The 21813-nt window shown below is 59.2% G+C and carries 20 protein-coding genes; 6 read left to right on the forward strand and 14 right to left on the reverse strand.

From position 1 onward, the window contains the following. The first annotated feature begins 203 nt into the window (after window positions 1–203). Complete coding sequence (locus FZZ90_RS10265) at window positions 204–1793, forward strand: photosystem II high light acclimation radical SAM protein (RefSeq protein WP_226425707.1); 1590 nt, start codon at window positions 204–206, stop codon at window positions 1791–1793. An 18-nt stretch (window positions 1794–1811) separates the two neighbouring features. After that, a complete protein-coding gene (locus FZZ90_RS10270; protein ID WP_226425708.1) occupies window positions 1812–2459 on the forward strand; it encodes a sulfotransferase family 2 domain-containing protein in 648 nt (215 codons plus the stop codon). On the opposite strand, the gene FZZ90_RS10275 is transcribed toward FZZ90_RS10270, so the two are convergent. Genes FZZ90_RS10275 through FZZ90_RS10290 form a run of 4 tightly spaced genes read right to left on the reverse strand, consistent with a single transcriptional unit; the run spans window position 2456 to window position 6372 of the window. Beyond that, entirely contained in the window at window positions 2456–3895 is a 1440-nt protein-coding gene (locus FZZ90_RS10275) for a sulfatase (protein ID WP_226425710.1), read from the reverse strand. The genes FZZ90_RS10270 and FZZ90_RS10275 overlap by 4 nt on opposite strands. Further along, window positions 3889–4773: a CPBP family intramembrane glutamic endopeptidase gene (locus FZZ90_RS10280; protein ID WP_226425712.1), complete on the reverse strand. Its 885-nt coding sequence runs from the start codon at window positions 4771–4773 to the stop codon at window positions 3889–3891. The genes FZZ90_RS10275 and FZZ90_RS10280 overlap by 7 nt, the downstream gene beginning before the upstream one ends. A 4-nt stretch (window positions 4774–4777) precedes the next feature. Further along, complete coding sequence (gene clpS, locus FZZ90_RS10285; protein ID WP_186510477.1) at window positions 4778–5098, reverse strand: ATP-dependent Clp protease adapter ClpS; 321 nt, start codon at window positions 5096–5098, stop codon at window positions 4778–4780. Between the two features lie 47 nt (window positions 5099–5145). Further along, window positions 5146–6372, reverse strand: a complete 1227-nt coding sequence (locus FZZ90_RS10290; RefSeq protein ID WP_226425713.1) for an LL-diaminopimelate aminotransferase — start codon at window positions 6370–6372, stop codon at window positions 5146–5148. Window positions 6373–6425: 53 nt separating this feature from the next. On the opposite strand from FZZ90_RS10290, the gene FZZ90_RS10295 reads away from it, so the two are divergent. The 3 genes from FZZ90_RS10295 to FZZ90_RS10305 all read left to right on the forward strand — a co-directional run bounded on the left by FZZ90_RS10295 (window position 6426) and on the right by FZZ90_RS10305 (window position 11893). Beyond that, entirely contained in the window at window positions 6426–9089 is a 2664-nt protein-coding gene (locus FZZ90_RS10295) for a TIGR03960 family B12-binding radical SAM protein (protein ID WP_226425715.1), read from the forward strand. Window positions 9090–9347: 258 nt separating this feature from the next. Next, window positions 9348–11288: an Rne/Rng family ribonuclease gene (locus FZZ90_RS10300; RefSeq protein WP_226425716.1), complete on the forward strand. Its 1941-nt coding sequence runs from the start codon at window positions 9348–9350 to the stop codon at window positions 11286–11288. Window positions 11289–11293: 5 nt separating this feature from the next. Beyond that, the gene (locus tag FZZ90_RS10305) at window positions 11294–11893 is read left to right on the forward strand and encodes a ribonuclease HII (protein ID WP_226425718.1); all 600 of its coding nucleotides are present in this window, start codon (window positions 11294–11296) and stop codon (window positions 11891–11893) included. Here FZZ90_RS10305 and FZZ90_RS10310 read toward each other — a convergent pair. Further along, window positions 11840–12415, reverse strand: a complete 576-nt coding sequence (locus tag FZZ90_RS10310) for a DUF1997 domain-containing protein (RefSeq protein WP_226425719.1) — start codon at window positions 12413–12415, stop codon at window positions 11840–11842. The genes FZZ90_RS10305 and FZZ90_RS10310 overlap by 54 nt on opposite strands. Window positions 12416–12467: 52 nt before the next feature. On the opposite strand from FZZ90_RS10310, the gene pheA reads away from it, so the two are divergent. Beyond that, a complete protein-coding gene (pheA, locus tag FZZ90_RS10315; RefSeq protein WP_226425720.1) occupies window positions 12468–13310 on the forward strand; it encodes a prephenate dehydratase in 843 nt (280 codons plus the stop codon). A 20-nt stretch (window positions 13311–13330) separates the two neighbouring features. Here pheA and FZZ90_RS10320 read toward each other — a convergent pair whose 3' ends face one another. The 9 genes from FZZ90_RS10320 to FZZ90_RS10360 all read right to left on the reverse strand — a co-directional run bounded on the left by FZZ90_RS10320 (window position 13331) and on the right by FZZ90_RS10360 (window position 21811). Beyond that, window positions 13331–14263 (reverse strand): methyltransferase domain-containing protein, encoded by a 933-nt coding sequence (locus FZZ90_RS10320; RefSeq protein ID WP_226425721.1) that lies wholly within the window; start codon window positions 14261–14263, stop codon window positions 13331–13333. Then, window positions 14263–14898, reverse strand: coding sequence for an LON peptidase substrate-binding domain-containing protein (locus tag FZZ90_RS10325; protein WP_226425722.1), 636 nt, complete (start codon window positions 14896–14898; stop codon window positions 14263–14265). Before FZZ90_RS10325 ends, FZZ90_RS10320 begins: the two co-directional genes overlap by 1 nt. Window positions 14899–14954: 56 nt before the next feature. Further along, complete coding sequence (gene rpsJ, locus FZZ90_RS10330) at window positions 14955–15275, reverse strand: 30S ribosomal protein S10 (RefSeq protein WP_011363346.1); 321 nt, start codon at window positions 15273–15275, stop codon at window positions 14955–14957. Window positions 15276–15396: 121 nt separating this feature from the next. Further along, window positions 15397–16596, reverse strand: coding sequence for an elongation factor Tu (gene tuf, locus FZZ90_RS10335; protein ID WP_226415366.1), 1200 nt, complete (start codon window positions 16594–16596; stop codon window positions 15397–15399). A 44-nt stretch (window positions 16597–16640) separates the two neighbouring features. Further along, a complete protein-coding gene (fusA, locus tag FZZ90_RS10340) occupies window positions 16641–18716 on the reverse strand; it encodes an elongation factor G (protein ID WP_226425723.1) in 2076 nt (691 codons plus the stop codon). 89 nt (window positions 18717–18805) lie between these two features. Next, window positions 18806–19276: a 30S ribosomal protein S7 gene (rpsG, locus tag FZZ90_RS10345; protein WP_226402173.1), complete on the reverse strand. Its 471-nt coding sequence runs from the start codon at window positions 19274–19276 to the stop codon at window positions 18806–18808. A gap of 41 nt (window positions 19277–19317) precedes the next feature. Then, window positions 19318–19692 carry a 30S ribosomal protein S12 gene (gene rpsL / locus FZZ90_RS10350; protein ID WP_006850614.1) on the reverse strand — a complete coding sequence of 125 codons (375 nt, stop codon included), beginning with the start codon at window positions 19690–19692 and terminating at the stop codon, window positions 19318–19320. Between the two features lie 72 nt (window positions 19693–19764). Beyond that, window positions 19765–20091: an AIR synthase gene (locus tag FZZ90_RS10355; protein ID WP_226425724.1), complete on the reverse strand. Its 327-nt coding sequence runs from the start codon at window positions 20089–20091 to the stop codon at window positions 19765–19767. 34 nt (window positions 20092–20125) lie between these two features. Then, complete coding sequence (locus FZZ90_RS10360) at window positions 20126–21811, reverse strand: phosphodiester glycosidase family protein (RefSeq protein WP_226425726.1); 1686 nt, start codon at window positions 21809–21811, stop codon at window positions 20126–20128. Window positions 21812–21813: the final 2 nt, after the last annotated feature.

A 21813-nucleotide genomic window follows, 5' to 3' on the forward strand; every position in this document is an offset into this window, starting at 1 on the left:
GCGCCGGAGCGCTGCTGGAGGGTGGTGGTCATGAGAACGGAAAGAAATGTTCCCGAAGGAACGGTTTAAGGAAGGGCAGGAAAGCCCTGCCTGCTCGGGAGTGTAAAGGAAGTTTGCGCTGTGTGTCGCTCGCTTTATGAAGCAGTTGTTAAGAGGGTCTCAGCGCCCTTGGCTGCAGCGCTTGTTAGCGTCCCGAAACCCCTATGGCAGCCGCCGTGGCACCACAACAAGAACGGGTGTTGCTGGTGAGGCTGCCCTGCAATCCGATCTTTCCGATCGGACCGATTTATCTCGCTGACCATCTGCACAAGTGTTTTCCGGAGACGCCCCAACGCATTCTGGACCTCGCGGCTCTGCCGGTGCTGGATGTCCATCGCGTGCTGGACGCCACTGTTGACCAGTTCAAGCCCACGCTTCTCGTCTTTTCCTGGAGAGACATCCAGATCTATGCCCCAGTCGACGGGCGAGGAGGCAACCCTCTCCAGAATTCGTTCGAGGTGTTCTATGCACGCAATCCACTGAAGCGTCTGCATGGAGCCTTGGGCGGGCTTCAACTGATGAGCAGCCATTACGGCGAACTTCGTCGAAATCAGCGTTTGGTGCGTCAGGGCTTGAAGCGTGCGAGATGCCATCACCCCGCTGCGAGAGCTGTTCTTGGCGGTGGTGCCGTCAGTGTTTTTTACGAGCAACTCGGCAAGTCGCTTCCCAAGGGAACAGTTGTCTCAATTGGCGAGGGGGAGCCGCTGTTGGAAAAGTTGCTGCAAGGTCATTCCCTTGAAGGTGAGCGTTGCTTCGTCGTTGGCGAGCAGCCACGTTCAGGCCTGATCCATGAGCAGCCGGAAAGTCGGCCCAAAACCGCCTGTGATTACGACTACATCGCTTCGATCTGGCCCCAGCTCGATTGGTACCTCGAAGGTGGCGACTTCTATGTGGGAGTTCAGACCAAGCGCGGCTGTCCTCACAACTGTTGTTATTGCGTCTACACGGTGGTTGAAGGCAAGCAGGTGCGCCTTAACCCAGTGGATGAGGTGGTGAAAGAGATGCGCCAGCTTTACGACCGCGGGGTGCGTGGTTTCTGGTTCACTGATGCTCAGTTCATTCCCGCGCGGCGCTACATCGAAGACGCCAAGGAACTCCTGCGGGCGATCAAGGCTGAAGGACTGACCGGCATCCGTTGGGCGGCCTACATCCGCGCCGACAATCTGGACCCCGAATTGGCTCAGCTCATGGTGGAGACGGGCATGAGCTATTTCGAGATCGGCATTACGTCCGGCTCTCAAGAGCTCGTTCGCAAGATGCGCATGGGTTACAACCTTCGCACCGTTCTAGAGAGTTGCCGGATGCTGGCGGATGCGGGCTTCCGCGATCACGTGTCGGTGAATTACTCCTTCAACGTGATTGATGAGCGGCCGGAGACGATCCGTCAGACCGTGGCTTATCACCGTGAGCTGGAGGCCATTTTCGGCGCTGATTTGGTCGAGCCAGCGATCTTTTTCATTGGCTTGCAGCCCCACACCCACCTTGAGCAGTACGGGTTTGATCAGGGTTTGATCAAGCCGGGCTACAACCCGATGAGCATGATGCCGTGGACGGCGCGCAAGCTTCTCTGGAACCCTGAGCCCATGGGGAGCACCTTTGGCCGGGTGTGTCTCGAGGCTTTTGATCGCAATCCTGCGGATTTCGGTCGCACAGTGATGTCACTCCTCGAAAGGGATTACGGAGTGGCTGCGCTTCATGAAGCATTGCGAGCCCCTGTGGCAGGCCGAGCTGCCTTGGCAACGGCCGTGCGCTGATTCCTCAATTCTGTTGTTGTGATTTCTCACGAGCAAAAATGTATTTTTATTCACATCCCTAAGTGTGGTGGGACATCTGTTGAGGATGTGATTTGGCCGAAAGAGAAAGGTCGTACGGAGGAAGACCTTTGGATGGGGTTTGTTAATCGGTTTGAAAATAAATATCAGACTGGCGGCCTGCAGCATCTCTTGGCTTGGCAGGTTCGTGAAGAGGTGGGCCCTAATGTTTTCAGTGCCTATTACAAGTTTGCTTTTGTGAGGAATCCCTGGGATCGCTCTGTTTCTCAATTTGCCTACATGCAGCAAAGGCCAGATTTGATGGACTATTTGGGGATGACTCCAGAGACTGAATTTAAGTCTTACCTCGAATTGATTCGCCATAAAGAGCATGTGCAGTGGATGCCCCAGGTGCGGTTTTTACTTGATCATGATGGATCTGTTCTTGTTGATCGAATTGGGCGATTGGAGGCTTTCAACCAGGATTGTGCGCAGATTTTTGCTGATCTTGGTTTGACTCAAGATCGGTTGCCAGGCCATGCCAACCGATCTAAAAGGCAGCCCTTTCAAGCGTATTATCCTGACGACGAAGCGATTGAAGCTGTTGCCGATATCTTCTCCGAAGATATTGGTTTTTTGGGATATAAATTCGTTGATCCTTCTGTCTAGCTGACCTGCTCTGGTGTTCCCCAGGGGTACGACCATGGTATTTGGCCACCCAAGCCTGTCTTGGCGACATGCTGCTGGAGATGATGCTTCGCGATGATTTGATCGCTGCTCTCGAAGTTGTCGTTTAGTTTATTGAGCCTGATTTCAAGCAATTGCTCCAGGTCGTCCTTGATTCCCTTCGCTGCTTTGTTTTGAATTAAGTTATTCATCTGGAAGGGGTCATTGATGTTGTCGAATAAAAGCCAGGCTCCGCCTTCGTTGCGAACATAGGTGTGTTGGCTTGTGCGCACGCCGCGATAAGCCTGTACTCCGTACAGCTGAAGTGGCCCTGCTTGCACTGGTGCGCTGAGGAGCCCCGCGTCTGAGTTTTTTTCAGGTTTTTCGTTTCGGATGCTCGTACTCCAGTCCTGGCCTTGAACATGATCTTCCTGTTTCAGGTTTGCCAATCCAAGCAGGGTCGGCATCAGGTCTGGTGCATCGATCGGTACCTTGCATTGTTGCCCTGCGCGATGTTTGCTGCCTGGGTCTCTGATGACGAGCGGGACACGCACAGACTCTTCAAATGGAAATAACTTTCTAGTTAAGCCATGGCTGAAAATCATATCGCCATGATCTGATGTGAAGACAACAACGGTATTTTTGTCGAGATCATTTTTTTTGAGGCTCCGCAGGATTGTTTTCAGGCAATCGTCGAGGGCTGAAATATGGGAGTAGTAACCGTGCAATTGGTCTCTCGCTTTGTTGTGATGTTCCTTTGGAACATTTTCAGGGATCTTGATGTTTGATTTTGTGTATAAGTCTTGGTATTCCTGGGGCGCTGAATGGTACGGATCATGGGGTGGTCCCCATGAAACGGTGAGGAAAAATGGTTGCTCATTTTGTGCGAATTTTTTGATGAGTTTTGCTGCACAATGGCTTTGAGCTATGGCGTCATATCCTTTCCAGAATTTCTGTTCTTGATCATCATTCAAAAAGAATGGTGATTGGTTGTAGCTGTGGTTGCATTCGTTCCCTTGCCAATGATCAAAGCCTGCTCGATATTGCTGGGGGATTGGTGAGTTTCTTCGGTCAAATCCTCCGGTCGGTGATCCATAAACGTGCCATTTGCCGATGTATGCCGTTTGATAGCCATTTCGCTTGAAGGCTGAGGCGATTGACTTGTGTTGGGGGTCCAGGCAAGCGTCATTTACCAGGACGCCATGCTGGAGCGGGTAGAGGCCGGTCAGTAATGATCCCCGGTACGGGGAGCATTGTGAACAGCCAGAAATCGCATTTGGAAAGTTAATTCCCTGGTTTTTGAAGCGGTCCAGCGTGGGTGTGTGGCACTGATCAACATCCGCTGTTCCTCGCCACTGATCGGCAAAAACAATCACAACGTTCTGAGGCTGCCGATGGGTCAGCCTTTGACGAATCAGTTGCAGTTTTTGCTTCAGCATCGTTGTTCGTCGTGGGCTGAATTTTTCGACTGGCGCGGGTGAGTTGGCTTTGTTGTTTGAATCAGGCGGCTGCCAATGGCCGTTAGGCTCAGTAGGGCAACCATCCCGCCTAGAGGATTGGCGTTCTGGCCCCCTGGTCCCACCAGCCAAATCGGTGCATTTGGATCAATCATCAAAAGGTTTTGGTGAGCGAGGAACCAGCCGCCCACAAGACCTCCATGCAGTCCGATGCATCCCCATAGGGAGCCTTGATCACGGAGCCGGAGCAGAGCAAGGATCAGCCCCAAGAGCAAGAGTCCCGTTAACAAGCCCAGCATCGGCCCAAAGCCGAGGTTGAAGCGTGTGTGAACCAGGCTGAAGAGCGCCGCCTGGCCGAGAAGTCCTCCTCTGGGACCGAGCATCCTCGTGAGTTCCTCCCAGAGCCAGGCACGAAAGATGAGTTCCTCAGCAAAGCCAACGCCGAGGGCCAGGAGGAGGCAATTGAGGATGGCCTGGATCTCGAGATTCCCTCGCCAGGAACCGTTTCCAGTGAAGACAAGCAAGCTCACAATCAAGCCGATGAGGGCAATGGACATCAACAATCCGATGCCAAGTGAGATGACGTGATCGATGCGAGCCCTTGGCTTGCGAGCGATCAGCCCTAGCCGTCTCCAAGGCCGAGGTTCGGACCACCGCAGGGCTGCCCATCGGGGCATCACCAAGAGGAACAGCACAAAACTCAGCAGCGTTCCGGTCAGGGAGACCTGAGCTGCTGGCAGGCCAAGCAGCGTCAGCGGGACGGCAGCGAGCCATCCCAGTGCGTAAAGCAGAGGAATGAACAGAACCGTGCACAGCCAGGCTGGCTGAAGCAGGAGGAACCTGTTCAGCGGTTGCTGCATCGCTTTAGTTTTCAGGCTCGATGGAGCTGGTCAGCCCTTTGGACTTCAGCGTCTCGCAATAGAATTCAGCTGGCTCGATGTCACACACAATCACCAAGCCCACTCCGGTGTTGTGGGCCTCCAGCATCACGGCCATGCAGTCCTGCTCGCTGAGTTGAGGCACAACTTGCTGCAGGGTGGCCACCACGTATTCCATGGAATTCACCGGATCGTTGTGCAGCAGCACCTTGTAGCGAGGTGATCGCTTGCGAACCCGCTCTGGCGCTTTGTCCAGAACAGCTGCACCTCCTGGTTTTTGGCTGGGAGAGTCCACCGCCATGACCATTGATTCGAAGCCTTTGAAATCTAAAGCCAATAGGGAGAAGTAGCGGCTCACAGTGCCTTGATGCGAGCCATGGCTTCGTCCACATTGGCGCGGCTGTTGAAGGCGGACAAGCGGAAATACCCCTCGCCAGCGGCTCCGAAACCGCTCCCGGGTGTACCCACCACGTTGGCTTTGTTGAGCAGATGGTCGAAGAAGCCCCAGGAGTCCATGCCCTCAGGGGTCTTGATCCAGACGTAGGGAGCATGTTCGCCTCCATAGATGGTGAGGCCTGCCGCACTGAGTTCGCGGCGAATGATCGCGGCGTTCTCCATGTAGAAGTTCACCAGGGCCTTCACCTCCGCCTGACCGGCTTCGGAGTAAACAGCCTCGGCTCCGCGCTGAATGATGTAGCTCACACCGTTGAACTTGGTGCTCTGACGTCGGTTCCAGAGCCCCCAGAGTTCCACCGCTTCGCCGTTGGCTGCTTTGCCTTTCAGCCCCTTGGGAACCACGGTGAACGCACAGCGCGTGCCGGTGAACCCAGCGTTTTTTGAGAAGGAACGGAATTCGATGGCGCAGTCCCGGGCTCCTTCGATCTCGAAGATGGAGTGGGGGAGTTCCTGGTCCTGGATGAAGGCCTCATAGGCAGCATCGAAGAGGATCAGCGCGCCATTGGCACGGGCGTAGTTCACCCAGGCTTGAAGTTGTTCCCGGGTGGCGACGGCACCGGTGGGGTTGTTGGGGAAGCAGAGGTAGATCAGGTCGACCGGTTCACTGGGAATCTGCGCTGCAAAACCGTTGTCCGCGCTGATCGGCAGGTAGGTCAGTCCCGCATATCGACCAATCTCTCCGGCTTCACCGGTGCGACCAGCCATCACATTGCTATCCACGTACACCGGATAGACGGGGTCCGTGACGGCCACCTTGTTGCCCTCGCCGAGGATGTCGAGGATGTTGCTGCTGTCGCACTTGGAGCCGTCGGAAACAAAAATTTCCTCGGCACTGATGTCGCAGCCTCGGGATTGGAAGTCGTTTTTGGCGATGGCCTCCCGCAGCCAGCCGTAGCCCTGTTCGGGGCCATAGCCGTGGAAGCCTTCGGCGGTTCCCATCGCATCGATGGCGGTTTTCATCGCTTCACGGCAGGCCAGCGGCAGGGGCTCCGTGACATCACCGATGCCCAGGCGAATCAGCGCTGCGTCGGGATTGGCAGTGCTGAACGCTTTGACGCGCCGACCGATCTCAGGGAACAGGTAGCCCGCCTTGAGCTTGAGGTAATTGCCGTTGACCTGAACCACGGAACCGGAACCTATGTCTGAGGGGCATCCTGCCGTGTCGGCAGCTCCATACGATGAGCTCAGGAGTCTGGACATCCGACGTGGTCGTCTCATCCCTGGATTGCCCGGTTGATTTCCATGCCCTGGTGGACAGCGGCATCAACAAACCGGCCCGCTACATGGGGCACGAGTTAGGGGTTGAACCACGGGATTGGCAGGCAGCGTCGGTTCGCTGGGCGCTCACCTACCCCGAGATCTATGAGGTCGGCTCCAGCAACCTTGGGCACATCATTCTTTATTCGATCCTCAATGCCGTTCCCGGGCAGTTGTGTGATCGCGCCTATCTCCCGGCGGCCGATCTGGCTGGCCGCTTGCGGGAGCGCTCACAGGCGTTGTTTGCGGTGGAAAGCCGTCGCCCCTTGCCAGCCTTCGACATCCTGGGCTTCAGCCTCAGTTACGAACTCGGCGCCACCAACATCCTTGAGATGCTGAACCTGGCGCAGGTGCCCATTCGCGCCGCTGAGCGGGGCGATTTGCCGCTGAGTGATCCTGCAGCACCTCCTCTGATCTTCGCTGGCGGTCCCACCGCCACCAGCAATCCAGAGCCCTATGCCCCGTTCTTCGACTTCATCGCCCTGGGTGACGGTGAAGAGCTGTTGCCCGAAATCGGTCTGGTGGTGGCACAAGCCAAAGCGGATCGATTGACTCGATCGCAATTGCTGCGCGATCTGGCCCAGGTTCCCGGCGTTTACGTGCCTGCGCTCTATGGAACCGGCGCCGATGGGGTGACCCTTGAGCCGCTTCACCCTGATGTTCCAGCGCGGGTTCTTCGCCGTGTGGCGACGCCAATGCCCCACTACTCCATGGGTCTTGTGCCCCATGTGGAAACAGTCCATGACCGTCTCACAGTGGAGATTCGTCGCGGTTGCACCCGGGGTTGTCGCTTCTGCCAGCCCGGAATGTTGACGCGTCCGGCTCGTGATGTGGAACCGGAGGCCGTGATCGAAGCCGTGGAGACCGGCATGAAACAAACCGGTTACAGCGATTTCTCGCTGCTCTCCCTGAGCTGCAGCGACTATCTGGCGCTGCCGGCGGTGGGAGTTGAGTTGCGCAACCGCCTTGCGGATCAGAACGTCACGCTTCAGCTGCCCAGTCAGCGGGTGGATCGCTTTGATGAAGACATTGCCCACATTCTGGGCGGCACAAGGAAAGCGGGTCTCACCTTCGCCCCCGAGGCCGGAACGCAGCGCCTTCGCGACATCGTCAACAAGGGCCTAACCGATGACGACCTGCTCCATGGCATCCGCACGGCCATGCAGAACGGCTACCGCAAGGTGAAGCTGTACTTCATGATCGGCCTCCCTGGTGAGACGGACGCCGATGTTCTCGGCATTGCCGAGACCTGCGTGATGCTCCAGCAGCGCTGCCGTGAGCTAGGGCGGCTGAACCTGAACATCACGATCAGCAATTTCACTCCCAAGCCGCACACCCCGTTCCAGTGGCACAGCGTCTCCACGGCCGAGTTTGAGCGGCGTCAGGCCCTGCTTAAGGAGGCCTTCAGGCGTTTGCGCGGCGTGAAGGTGAACTTCACCGATGTGCGGCTGTCGGCAATGGAGGATTTTGTGGGCCGCAGCGATCGGCGCCTTGCTCCGGTGATCGAGGCAGCCTGGCGGGCTGGTGCGGGCATGGATGCCTGGTTCGAGTCGCTGGATCGCACGTACGCCGCCTGGACCGGAGCCATCGCGGATGCTGGCCTGGAGGGGCGTTACCGGGAGATGGAGGTGGGGGGCTGGAGTGCCGTGGCCGCCCTGGATCGTGAGGACCTTGAGGCGTTCTGCGCTCAGCCGCTTCCTTGGGATCACATCGACACCGGCATCGACAAGGCCTGGCTGGCGGACGATCTACAACGGGCTCTAGCAGCGGCGGTTGTGCCCGACTGCTCCTTTGATGGCTGCAGCAGTTGCGGGGTCTGCGGCCCGGATCTCGGCCACAACGTGGTTGTTCCTGCTCCAGAGGTGCCAACCCAGGTGCCGACCCAGGCGCCGCCCAGTGAACGGGTGTGCCGGATCCGGGTGCAATTCGCCAAAACGGGATCGATGGCGCTGCTCAGCCATCTTGATCTGATGCGCATGCTGGAACGTGCCCTGCGTCGCAGTGCTCTTCCGATCAGCTTCACCGGTGGGTTTCATCCCCTGCCGAGGGTTCAGATTGCTTTGGCCCTGCCCCTCGGCGCTGAGGCCCAGAGCGAGTGGATGGACCTGGAATTCACCGAGGCCCTGGATCCCAATCACTTCTGCAAAACGCTCCAGCCGTTGCTGCCTGAGGGCATTCAGCTGCTGGCGGCAGCCGAGGTTCCCGTCAGTGGCAAAAGCCTCTCTCAAGAACTGACCGGCGCCGTTTGGTGTTTTGATCTCGTGCCGGAGGAGCAAGCCCCGATGCCATTGGATTGGAATGCGGCGGTGGATCAGCTCCTGCAAGCCGCAACCTTGGTATGGCACGACACCGATAAGAAGGGCCGCCCCCGGGAGCGGGATTGCCGCCCCGGGTTGAAGGCGCTGCACGTGACGGATAAGAACACCAATGGGTCCGTCAGGCTTCGCTTGGAAGCAGCGGTGGATGAGATGGGTCGAAGCCTGCGCCCTGCTCAGATTCAGCACTGGCTTGCTGACACCGTCGGCCAGCCCTTGCAGGTGCAACGCTTGGTGAGAGAAGCCCTGCTCCTTAGTGCGCAGTGCTAATTTGGTTACAGAGCAGGTGTTTCGTCCGTCGGGACCAACCTTGTTTCGGTCTTGTCTGATCCCACACGGATATCGAGGTCCACATCACGGCTTGCATGGCGGTCTTTTTTGGAACCCCCAAGCCTGATTCATAGGAGTTCGTGCTCCGCAACCTTTTGGTCTTGCTGACCAGCTCAGATCTTTTAATCACCCCGTGAGCGAGAACCGGCAGGTTCCTCAACGGATTTTGGCCCTCAATCGGGCTCAACCAGTCCTCTTATGCCCCAGCAAATTGTCATCGCGGAGCAGCTGCGTATCGCAGCAGTGCTAACCGATGAACGTGTTGATGAACTGATCGTCGCGCAGGGTCGTTATCAGATCGGAGATGTCTATTTAGGAACAGTTGAAAATGTTCTCCCAGGCATTGATGCTGCCTTCGTCAATATCGGTGAGAGTGAGAAAAACGGGTTCATTCATGTCACCGATCTTGGCCCGCTGCGTCTGAAGAAAGGTTCGGCTGGGATCACTGAACTGCTCGAGCCCCGCCAAAAGGTTCTGGTTCAGGTGATGAAAGAACCGACCGGCACCAAGGGCCCACGATTGACGGGGAACCTTGCTTTGCCAGGTCGCTACCTGGTGCTTCAGCCCCATGGCCAGGGGGTCAACATCTCCCGGCGCATCAGTTCCGATGCAGAACGGAACCGACTCCGTGCCCTGGGTGTTCTGATCAAGCCACCTGGAGCTGGTCTGCTGATCCGCACGGAAGCCGACGGTATTAGTGAAGACCTGCTGATTGAGGATCTGGAATCCTTGTTGCGCCAGTGGGAGGCGATTCAGCAAGCAGCTGAGACAGCTGCACCCCCTGTGCTGCTCAATCGCGATGAAGACTTCATCCATCGGATTCTGCGGGACCACATGGGTCCCGATTTGGCCCGGGTTGTGGTGGACGATGCCGCCGCTGTGAGCCGTGTGATCAGCTTCCTTGGCGCTGATGCCAGCAATGTGCTGGTGGAAGCGCACAGTGAATCCAGCGAGTTGCTGGAGCACTACAAGGTCAATGCCGCCATCCGCGATGCGCTGAAGCCGCGGGTTGATCTGCCGTCCGGTGGCTACGTGATCATCGAGCCCACCGAAGCGCTCACGGTGATTGACGTGAACTCGGGCTCGTTCACACGGTCGGCCAATGCCCGCGAAACCGTTCTGTGGACCAACTGTGAGGCGGCGATTGAAATCGCTCGACAGCTCAAGCTGCGCAACATCGGTGGGGTGATCATCATCGACTTCATCGATATGGATTCCCGTCGTGATCAGCTCCAGCTGCTGGAGCATTTCACGACAGCCGTCCGTGACGACTCAGCTCGTCCTCAGATCGCGCAGCTCAGTGAACTGGGACTGTTGGAGCTCACCCGCAAGCGTCAAGGGCAGAACATCTATGAACTGTTCGGACGGGCATGCCCCAGCTGTGGTGGTCTCGGCCATGTGGCAGTTCTCCCTGGCAAAGACTTGCTTCAACCTCTGGCGACGGCCACGGGATTGGTGCGATCAGCGGCCTCAGCCCGCGCCGAAGTTGTTTCGCCTGGAGAGAACGGTGGCAATGGTCGGCGGCGGCGCGGTGGTCGAGGGCGCGGCAGTCAGGATGTTGTCCTTCCAGTTGAGACGTCCGATACCACTGCCCCTGAGGTGTCGACTCAAGAGGCTCAGGAGCCCGCGATCGCCCGTCGTCAGGACCCTGAATTGGTTGCCGTCCCGATGACGGACGAGCAACAGCAGTTGTTTGGTTGGCTGGGGTTGAACCCAGCCCTGTTGTTGGAGGAGCCCCCTGAATCCGACAACGTCGTGGTCAGGGTTGTGCGTCCTGGCGAGGACGAGCAGGAGGTGCTGGAGGCGGCGCGTCAGCAATTGGCGGCCAGTTCCGGACGGCGCCGTCGTCGCGGCGGACGGGGAGGTCGTTCCGGGTCACGCAATGGGGCGAGTCAGCCCACTGAAGCCCCAGCCGCTGAGACGCCCGTTGTCGTCACCTCGTCTGCTCCGGATGAGTCGGTTCCCCTGATGGTGGAGATCACCCCCTTGGAGGCGGTGACCAATCTGACAATCCCCGAACCAGAACCGGCCCCCAGCAGCGAACCGGCTGAGCCCGAGCCTGTGGCGGTGGCTGAAACAGCTGAGCCTGAGGAGCCCCGTCGTCGCCGTCGTCGCTCCTCTGCAGTCGCCACGGTCTGAGCCGGATGATCGCGCAGGAGTCCCTCCCTCTCGGGAGGGACGTGGCTGGTGTGGACGAAGTCGGTCGTGGTTGTTTGTTTGGTCCTGTTTTTGCGGCCGCTGTGGTGCTCGAGGGCTCAGCAGCCGAATGCCTGTTGAAGGCGGGGCTGACCGACAGCAAAAAACTGTCGGCCAAGCGTCGGGCGGCTCTGGTTCCCTTGATTCAGTCGCTGTGTGTAGCGTCAGGTTTGGGCCAGGCCTCAGCGCGAGAAATTGACGCTTGCGGCATCCGCGTTGCCACTGAACGCGCCATGTTGCGGGCTCTGCAGCGACTGCCCCAGAGCCCTGGGCTTGTGCTGGTGGATGGCAATCTTCCCCTTCGCCTGTGGCAGGGACCGCAGCACACTGTGATCGCGGGAGACAGCCGATCAGCCGCCATTGCTGCGGCCAGTGTTCTGGCCAAGGAGGCGAGGGATGCACTCATCCGGCGCTTGTCGGCTCGCTTCCCTGGTTACGGGCTCGAGCGCCATGCGGGCTATGGCACGGCGCAGCATCGTCAGAGCCTGATGGCCTCAGGTCCCACGCCCTTGCATCGGCACACGTTCTTGAAGCGTTTGCTCGGTTGAGCCTTGCTCGTCGGTTTCCCGGCACCAGCTGCGGTAGTCGTCGATCAGCTGCTGGCCAACTCGGGCTTTGATGCCAATGAGGATGCCACTCAAAATTGATTCACCCGTTGATTCCAGCACCCGTTTGGGGATCAGCTTGAGTAGCGACGGCTGGCTCACGCTCACCGACAGATGGGCATGCCCCTGAAGCCCGCCGGGTGTGGAAGTCAGCCGTGCTTCCAGGTTCAGGGCGAAGTGGTCAACGATCCCCAGACCCTCCAGTTCGCAGTCGAGGGCCTGCATCACCAGTGTGTCGCCTTCCATTTGGATCTGGAGGGACACCACGGGTTTTACATGGAGCTGAAAGACCTGCAGGCTGGTCACCACATACCGGTAACGTCCTGGCTGCAGGCAGTTGAGCTGTTTGGCGTCAAGCAACGCCCCAAGGACGCGCTCCTCCTCCAGTAGGTAAGTGGGCAGCCGCTCTGCTCCTGTTTTGACAGGCAGATCAAGCTTTTGACTGGCTTCGAAGGCCAGGGGCATGGACTTCACCTGACGCGGCATGATCTTATCGAGTCCATGCAGTGCGGCTTCGATGCCTACACGTCTCGCATTCCTTGGCCCAGCCGGGACCTATGGCGAGCAGGCCGCCCGGGTGTTGATCGAACAGGACGCCCTCGAGGATGTCCAGCTGGTGCCCTGCGTGGGTCTTCGATCGGTTGTGGAACAGTTGGCGGGGGGGGAGTGTGATGGAGCCGTTGTCCCGATTGAGAACTCAGTGGAGGGGGGGGTGACGGCGACCCTCGATGCGCTGTGGTCCCATCCCGAGCTTTGTATTCGCAGGGCTTTGGTGCTTCCGATTCAGCACGCTCTGCTGGGGAGTGGGCCGCTCAGCAGAGTCACGGAAGTGCTCTCCCACCCGCAGGCTCTGGCCCAGTGCAGTGGCTGGCTGGCCCAGCATCTGCCCGATGCATTGCAACTTCCCACCTCCTCCACGGCTGAAGCAGCTCGCATGGTGGCGGGCAGTTCATTCCGTGCTGCGATTGCCTCCCAGGCCGCTGCCCGGGAACACGGGTTGGATGAGCTGGCATTCCCTGTGAATGATGTTGCGGGCAATCGCACCCGTTTTCTCCTGTTGCGTCGTGGGCAGCGCAGTGAGCATGGCGATGTGGCCAGCCTGGCGTTCTCGCTGCATCGCAATGCGCCGGGGGCCTTGCTGGAGGCTCTGGCCTGTTTGGCTGAGCGGGGCCTGAACATGAGTCGGATTGAATCACGACCGTCCAAACGGGAGTTGGGGGAATACGTCTTTTTTGTGGATGTGGATCTTCCTCCGGATCCATCCACGGCTCTGGCGGATTTGATTGCTCAGTTGCAGCCTCTTTGCGAGCATCTCGCCCATTTCGGTGCCTACCCCAGCAGCGATCTCAGTGGCTGTTGAACATCAACGGTTGTTAAAGATCAGTCTTTTCTGATTCGAAAGACACCGAATTGCATCAGCCCAGTGGCGAAGGCCCAGTGCATCAGCAACAACGTCGGTGTTTCTCTCAGGCCCTGCAGTACCGCTTTCGGTCCCAGGTTGAGCACAGCCCAGGGACGTCGGATGCCCTCGACGATGGAGTCAATCCATGAGGGAAGCGTGGCCTGGGTCCAGTCACCGGTGACGATCTCGCCACGGTTGTGGACGCTGTTGTCGAGGTTCTGGCAGAACCCCTTGATGCTGGCGAATTCAGGGTGGGCCCACTGGTTGAGCAGCTGACGCATCACCCAGCGTTCGGTTCGCGTCATGCCGCCATCGGATGGGTCGCGGCGGTTCCAGTCGGCGACAGCAAGCAGACCCCCAGGGCGCAGTACCCGCAGCAGTTCATCGGCATAGCGCTGTTTATTAGGCATGTGTGGACCGGCCTCCACACTCCAGACCGCATCAAAGCTCTGATCGGGCACTTGAAGATCCAAGGCGTCCATCACCTGGAAGCGGCAGGTCAGGCCTGATGGGGTGAGTTGTGTTGCTCGTTTCACCTGGGCTGGGCTGATGCTGATGCCGAGAACGTCCAACCCGTAATCCCGCGCCAGGATTCGGGCACTGCCACCGATGCCGCATCCCACATCCAGCACCCGGCTGCCGGCAGGAAGTTGGTCCAGACCGCTCCATCGCACCAGCTCGTGGACGAAGGCCTCCTTGGCTTCACGGAAGTCACAGGATCCCGGCGGGGTCCCGTAATGGCCAAGATGGACATGCTCCCCCCAGAGCTGCTCCAACAAACGGTCTTCCGTCCAGGCGTCGTAGGCGGAGGCGACACTCTCCGACGATTCGTAGGGCCGGTCGCGGCGAAGCCACAGCGCAACTCCGGTGGCTCCAACGGCTCCGGCCACCACCAGCAGAGATCCCAACATCACTTCAGATCCATCAACACAGTGCGGGCCGCCAACTGGCGTCGGGTGTGATCCAACATTTCAAACTGCTGACTTAACCGTTCGTGGGTGTCGGTCAGTTCCAGAAGACTCTGTTGCTCCGAGGCGGCCTGATCCAGATGGGCACTGATCCAGAAGGAGAGTTCCCGCGGTAGATCAGGCAGATCATCAGGCAGTTCCACCTCTCGGTTCTGCAGTTTGCTGGTCAGCTGAACGACGTCTTTCAAGGCTTCGCTGACCTCGTCCCGCAGGCTGTTGAGCTGGTCGGTGTCGGCCACGGGCTCATCCTCAAGCCAGCTCACCATCGCTGTTCGGTAGGGCGTTTCCCGCGTGATGTTCAGCAGCCGGAACCGCTGTTGGCCCAACGAAACGATGTAGCTGCGACCGTCTTCGGTTGTTTGATGCTGAAGCACCTCAGCGCAGCAACCGATCTCGGCCATTTCGCCGTTCTCAGGGTTGATGCGAACAATGCCGAACCGCTTGTCGGTCTCCAGAACCGTCTGGAGAAGCATCCGATAACGCGATTCAAAAATGTGCAGCGGCAGGAGCTGCTGCGGGAACAACACGACGTCCGGCAGGGGGAACAGGGGAAGCTCCCTCACAGAAAAATCGGACACGAACGCCGTGTTGTAGGCAACTGAATCCTAGGAAAATGAAGTTCTGATCGAACGGATCAGAGCTTCACTTCGATGTCCACACCACTGGGGAGATCAAGCTTCATCAGCGCGTCGATTGTCTTGGCAGACGGGCTGTAAATGTCAATGATCCGACGGTGGGTGCGGGTTTCGAAGTGCTCGCGGGAGTCCTTGTCCACATGGGGAGAGCGCAGAACGCAGTAGATCTTGCGTTTCGTGGGCAAGGGGATCGGACCGATCGCGGTCGCAGCGGTGTTATCGGCCGTTTCAATGATTTTCTCGCATGAGAGATCCAGCATGCGGCGGTCAAACGCCTTCAGGCGGATGCGGATCTTCTGCTGAGCGATGGCAGTGGACATAGGAGGGGGGCGAAAAAGCTTCGAGGTCGAAGCAGGACTTCAGTTGTCGAGGTTCTTAGAAATGTAGGAGATGGGGGGCTGGGCCCCTCCATCTCCTGCCGTGTGGTTCAGCTTGCGCTGATCACTCGATGATCTTGGAGACCACGCCAGCACCGATGGTGCGCCCGCCTTCGCGGATAGCGAAACGCATGCCGGTTTCCATCGCAACAGGACAGATCAGCTCACCAGTCATCTGGATGTTGTCACCAGGCATCACCATTTCGACATTGCTGCCGTCTTCAGCGGTGAAGGCGGTGATCTGGCCGGTCACGTCCGTTGTACGGATGTAGAACTGCGGGCGGTAGCCAGCGAAGAAAGGAGTGTGGCGGCCGCCTTCTTCCTTCTTCAGCACGTACACCTGACCCTCGAACTTGGTGTGAGGGGTGATGGAGCCAGGCTTCACCAGCACCATGCCGCGTTCGATGTCTTCCTTCTGGATGCCGCGCAGCAGCAGACCAACGTTGTCGCCAGCCATGCCCTCGTCGAGCAGCTTGCGGAACATCTCAACACCGGTGACGGTTGTCTTGCGAGGCTCGCGAATGCCGACGATCTCGATTTCTTCGCCGACTTTGACGATGCCGCGCTCAATACGGCCGGTGGCCACAGTGCCACGACCAGTGATGGAGAAGACGTCTTCCACAGCCATCAGGAAGGGCTTGTCCACTTCCCGCTCAGGCTCAGGAATGCTGGCGTCAACAGCCGCCATCAGTTCCTCGATCTTGGCTTCCCACTCAGCCTCTCCTTCGATGGCCTTCAGGCCAGACACCTGAACGACAGGGATGTCATCGCCGGGGAAGTCGTAGCTGGAGAGCAGTTCACGGATCTCCATTTCCACCAGTTCGATGATCTCCTCGTCATCGACCATGTCGCACTTGTTCAGTGCAACCACCAGAGCGGGAACGCCCACCTGCTTTGCCAGAAGGATGTGCTCCTTGGTCTGGGCCATGGGGCCGTCGGTGGCAGCGCACACCAGGATGGCGCCGTCCATCTGAGCGGCACCGGTGATCATGTTCTTCACATAGTCCGCGTGGCCAGGGCAGTCCACGTGAGCGTAGTGACGTGTCTCGGTTTCGTACTCAACGTGAGCGGTGTTGATGGTGATGCCGCGCTCACGCTCTTCGGGGGCGCCGTCGATGTCGGCATAGTTCTGAACTTCCGCCTGACCCTTCTTGGCGAGCACGTTGGTGATCGCAGCGGTGAGGGTGGTCTTGCCGTGGTCAACGTGGCCGATGGTGCCGATGTTGACGTGGGGCTTGTTCCTTTCGAACTTCTCGCGTGCCATGGGTGTTTAAAGAATCGAGGGTTGGATTGGGAGGAGTTTAGAGATCAGGAATTGCCCTGATTCTTGGAAATGATGGCCTCAGCCACATTGCGAGGAACTTCGGCGTAATTGTCGAATTCCATCGAGAAAATGCCCCGGCCCTGGGTCATGGAGCGGAGCTGGGTGGCGTAACCGAACATCTCGGCAAGGGGCACCTTGGCCGAGATTTTGGACGTGCCGTCATCGACGGATTGGCCCTCAACCTGACCTCGACGGGAGGACAGGTCGCCGATGATCGAACCGAGGAAATCCTCGGGGACTTCGACCTCGACCTTCATCATCGGCTCAAGCAGCACAGGATTGCACTTCTTGACGCCGTCCTTGAAGGCCATGGATCCGGCGATCTTGAACGCCATCTCCGAAGAGTCGACGTCGTGATAAGAGCCATGCACCAAGGTGCATCTCACATCGATGAGGGGGTATCCGGCAATCACACCGGATTCGCAGGTCTCCTTCATGCCCTGCTCGGCGGGCTTGATGTATTCCTTCGGAACGACACCGCCCACGATTTTGTTGACGAATTCGAAACCGGAGCCGGGCTCACCCGGTTCCATTTCGATCACAACGTGGCCGTACTGACCCTTACCACCGGTCTGACGGGAGAACTTGCCTTCGCCACCTGCAGAACCACGGATGGTTTCGCGATAGGACACCTGAGGTGCGCCGATGTTGGCTTCCACCTTGAACTCGCGCAGCATGCGGTCCACCAGAATTTCCAGGTGGAGTTCGCCCATGCCGGCAATCACGGTCTGACCTGTCTCAGAGTCGGTGTTGACGCGGAAGGTGGGATCCTCCTCAGCCAGAGAAACCAAAGCCTTGGAGAGCTTCTCCATGTCGCCTTTGGTCTTCGGCTCAACAGCCACTGAGATCACCGGTTCGGGGATGAACAGGGTCTCGAGGACGATCGGATCGTCTTGGGTGCAAAGGGTGTCACCTGTTGTGGTGTTCTTCAGTCCGAGCACCGCACCGAGGTCGCCGGCACGCAGTGCGTCAACTTCCTCACGGTCATCAGCCTTGAGCACCACAAGACGGGAGATGCGCTCCTTCTCTCCTTTGGTGGAGTTGAGAACGTAGCTGCCTTTCTCGAGGATGCCGGAGTACATCCGGACGAAAGTGAGTTTGCCGTATGGATCGGCCATCACCTTGAAGGCGAGGGCACTGAAGGGGGCGTTGTCGTCGGACGGACGCACCGCTTCGCTGCCGTCGGGAAGCACACCCTGGATGGGGGGAACGTCGACTGGAGCAGGCAGGTAGTCGATTACTGCGTCCAGAACCAGCTGAACACCTTTGTTTTTGAAGGCTGAGCCGCAGAGCATGGGCACCAGACCGTGCTTCAGCACGCCCTCACGAATGCCCTTCTTGAGCTCGTCAACGCTGAGTTCACCGGTTTCGAGGAACTTCTCGATCAGCGCTTCGTCGGTTTCGGCGACGGTTTCCATCAGGGTGTTCCGCCATTCGGCCACCTCGTCGGCCATGTCAGCCGGCACATCGGCTTCTTCGATATCGGTGCCGAGGTCGTTTTTATAGATGTATGCCTTGTTGGCAACAAGGTCGATGATGCCGCTGAGCTCACCCTCAGCACCAATCGGAAGCTGAATCGGAACCGCGTTGGCTTTGAGGCGATCCCTGATCTGGCCGTGAACCTTGAGGAAGTCCGCACCGGTGCGGTCCATCTTGTTCACGAACACCATCCGGGGAACGGAATAGCGATCGGCCTGACGCCAGACGGTTTCGGATTGGGGCTGCACACCACCAACGGCGCAGAAGACGGCGATCACACCATCCAGCACGCGCATGGAGCGCTCCACCTCAATGGTGAAGTCCACGTGGCCAGGCGTGTCAATGATGTTGACGCGATGGTCCTGCCAGGACGTCGAAATGGCAGCTGCGGTGATCGTGATGCCACGCTCACGTTCCTGGGCCATCCAGTCGGTCACTGCGGCGCCGTCGTGCACCTCGCCGATTTTGTGAACCACACCGGAATAGAACAGGATCCGTTCAGTCGTGGTGGTTTTGCCGGCATCGATGTGAGCAGCGATACCAATATTTCTGACGCGTTCCAGGGGGAAGTCGCGGGCCACAGGAAATTCTCCGGGGGTGGGGCGTGAAAAGGCGGAGAGACTCTACAGGCCAGCCATGAACATCTGTGTTAATGGCTGGCCGGCGAGGCTCAGTAGCGGTAGTGGGCGAAAGCCTTGTTGGCTTCGGCCATCTTGTGGGTTTCTTCGCGCTTGCGAACGGCGTTGCCAGCCTCATTGGCGGCATCCATCAGTTCTCCAGCCAGCTTCTGGGCCATGCTCCGGCCATTCCGGGAGCGAGAGAAGCTCACGAGCCAGCGCAGGGCCATGGCGGTGCCGCGCTCCTGGCGCACTTCCATAGGCACCTGATAAGTGGCACCACCAACGCGGCGAGCGCGTACTTCCACCAGGGGCGTGGCGTTCTTGACGGCAGTCTCGAAGAGTTCGAGTGGATCTCCGCCGGTGCGCTCGTTGATCAGGCCGAACGCGTCGGACAGGATCCGTTGCGCTGTCGACTTCTTGCCGTGCTGCATCAGACGCACAACCATCATCGTGGCGAGACGGCTGTTGAACTGCGGGTCGGGAAGAATCGGGCGCTTCTCAGCGGCGTTGCGGCGTGACATTAGAGATCAGAACGTTATGGGGATGGAAAGAAAACCGGTGATCACTCCTTCGGAGCCTTGGCGCCGTACTTGGAGCGGGACTGACGCCGGTCTTTCACGCCAGCGGTATCCAGGGTTCCGCGGATGATGTGGTAGCGGACGCCAGGGAGGTCTTTGACACGACCGCCGCGGATCAACACCACCGAGTGTTCCTGCAGGTTGTGACCGACACCGCCGATATAAGCCGTGACTTCAAAGCCGGAGGTCAGGCGCACACGAGCCACCTTGCGCAGAGCCGAGTTGGGCTTTTTGGGCGTTGAGGTGTAAACGCGGGTGCAAACACCGCGACGCTCAGGACACGACTTCAGGGCGGGGGACTTGGTCTTGGCCTTGAGGCGTGAGCGCTCAGTGCGGATCAGCTGTTGGATGGTTGGCATCGATGGTCGGTGAGCGGTCGGACTCCCGACCTGATTCGACAATCGACCACGATACCGGGTGACGGTCCCCCCTCAAACGCGGCTGAAGGCACTGCCGCAGGCACAGGGCTCAACACCATCACTGTTGCGGATCAGAAAACCACCACCACTGAGGTCGCCGCGGTAGTCCAGGCAAAGGCCTTCAAGCATTTTGAGTTGTTCTGCAGGGGCGTGCAGAGTCACGCCATCGGCCCTTGCGATTGCGACGCCGGCCAAATGTCCTGCCCGGATGCGCAGCACATGTTGTGCGCACTCTCCGGGAGTGAGATCGAGATGCATCTGCCCCGGTGTTCCCGCCACGGCCGCCTGTCGCCCTAGCTCGGCAGCAGCGGCAGCGGTCAGCCGCAGATTGGCAGCCATGCTCAGTTCCTCGGGGCCCCCAGTTTTGCAGGTCTCAGAGGGGGATGAGCCCCAGACCGTTATGGACTCTCGGGGTGCTGCCTCGGCCGTTCATCACGGTTCGTCCGGCCACCACGAGGGTGGTGGAACTGCCGCCATCCATGTTCAAGGCATCGCTCAGGCCCAGTTGCTGGGCTGCCAGGGCTGTTTCCACAAGGGTGGGATCACCGCCAGCGGCACCACGCAAGGTCATCAGCCATTGGCCGCTCGGCCCCTGAGCTACCACCGTTCTTGGTGCCGCCAAGCTCATGAAGGCCGGACTAAATCCTTCCCGGCGTCCATTGAGCACCACTTGGCCGTTTTGCATCAGCAGCGGACCGCCGCCCAGAACATTGGGATGTTGGGCCAGGGGAGAGCTGGATCGCGCTGTCACCTGGATCCGATCACCAGGCCGAGCGGGCAGTGGCGTGCGCCCGCGGGCGATCACCAACGCAGCGTTTTTGGGAATGGCGATGCCACGTTGCAGGCTGCGCTGGTCGAATGTTGTCTCGACGCGGCCGCCGCGAATCAACAGAGCTTCCTCCTCGCCGCTCAGGGCCCGGTAGCGGGGCCCCCATGCAGATGTGTAGAGGCTCAGCCCCTTCTGGACGTAACCACTGTTGAGTGCCATGAGGCTCCAACGGCGACCGTTGTTCACCTGCAGGGTCTGGTTCAGCCGCAGCCGGCCGAACTGCAGATCTCCTGAGGCCCCCCAAGCGATCACGCCGCGGTTCAGGATCGGACCTGAAAGCCAGACCCCCTGATGCCGCAAGGCCCCCAGGGGGAGTTGATTGATCCGGTTGAAAAAGCCTCCGTTGACTGCGACCAGCGCTCCTGCTGGTTGGGAGAGCTGAGGCAGAAAACGTAGGCCCTGTTGCTGCTCGGTCTTGACCAGGGGCTGGAGGGTGATGCCGAGACGGCTCAGGTCGCCGCCGGCACGGAATACCTGAATAGGTTTCACCCCCACCTTGATGGTGCGTCGCTCCAAGACGAAGCCCCTCCTCAGCATTTCGGCCACAGCTGGATCGCTAAGGGGCAGACGTGCGCTCTGGGCTGGGCGGCGACCGCCGACCTGTACGCCATCCAGCACCACCCGCCAGGGGGACGCCAGGCTCAAGCTCCTCAGCTTGGTGGCTTGTCCCTTCAGCACGAGGCCGCCGTGGCGATGCTGCTCTGGGGTGAGCCCCCACGCCTTGAGTTGACGTCGCTGGGTCCGCGACAGCTTGAGCTCCAGCAACAGGTCGCCGTTCAACCGCTGCACCAGGGCGGGCCCGTTCAGGTCCAGCACCAAGCGATCAGCTGTAGAACCCTTGCCGCGGCGCAGGTTGTTCACCGTTGGAGGGGGCAGCCGAAGCTCCAAGGTGTTTCCTCTCACTTGGGAGCGGACGCCTGTTGCGGCCAACCAGTCGCTCACTTCAAGGCCGACTTCGTCCCCGAGCGATCGGGTCGTCATTGAGGTCAAGGGAACCGTTCGACCAAACCATTCCAGTGCCTCTCCATCGAGGCGGGACACTCGCCTGAAACCCAGTCGGGATTCCAGAACCTCCAGGGGCAGCCACAGCTCCTCTGGGGCTGCGTCGCTGCCCCTCCAGAGCCAAACCGCTTTGCTGCGCTCTCGCCCGATCAGCACCTCCTCCCCGCTCTGGTTCGGTACAGGCCGAAGCTCAGGTGGTGGCGCTGGAAGTGGAGCAAAGGCCAGCATGA

Source organism: Synechococcus sp. MU1617 (genome assembly GCF_020514235.1).
In the GTDB taxonomy this organism is placed as follows: domain Bacteria; phylum Cyanobacteriota; class Cyanobacteriia; order PCC-6307; family Cyanobiaceae; genus Parasynechococcus.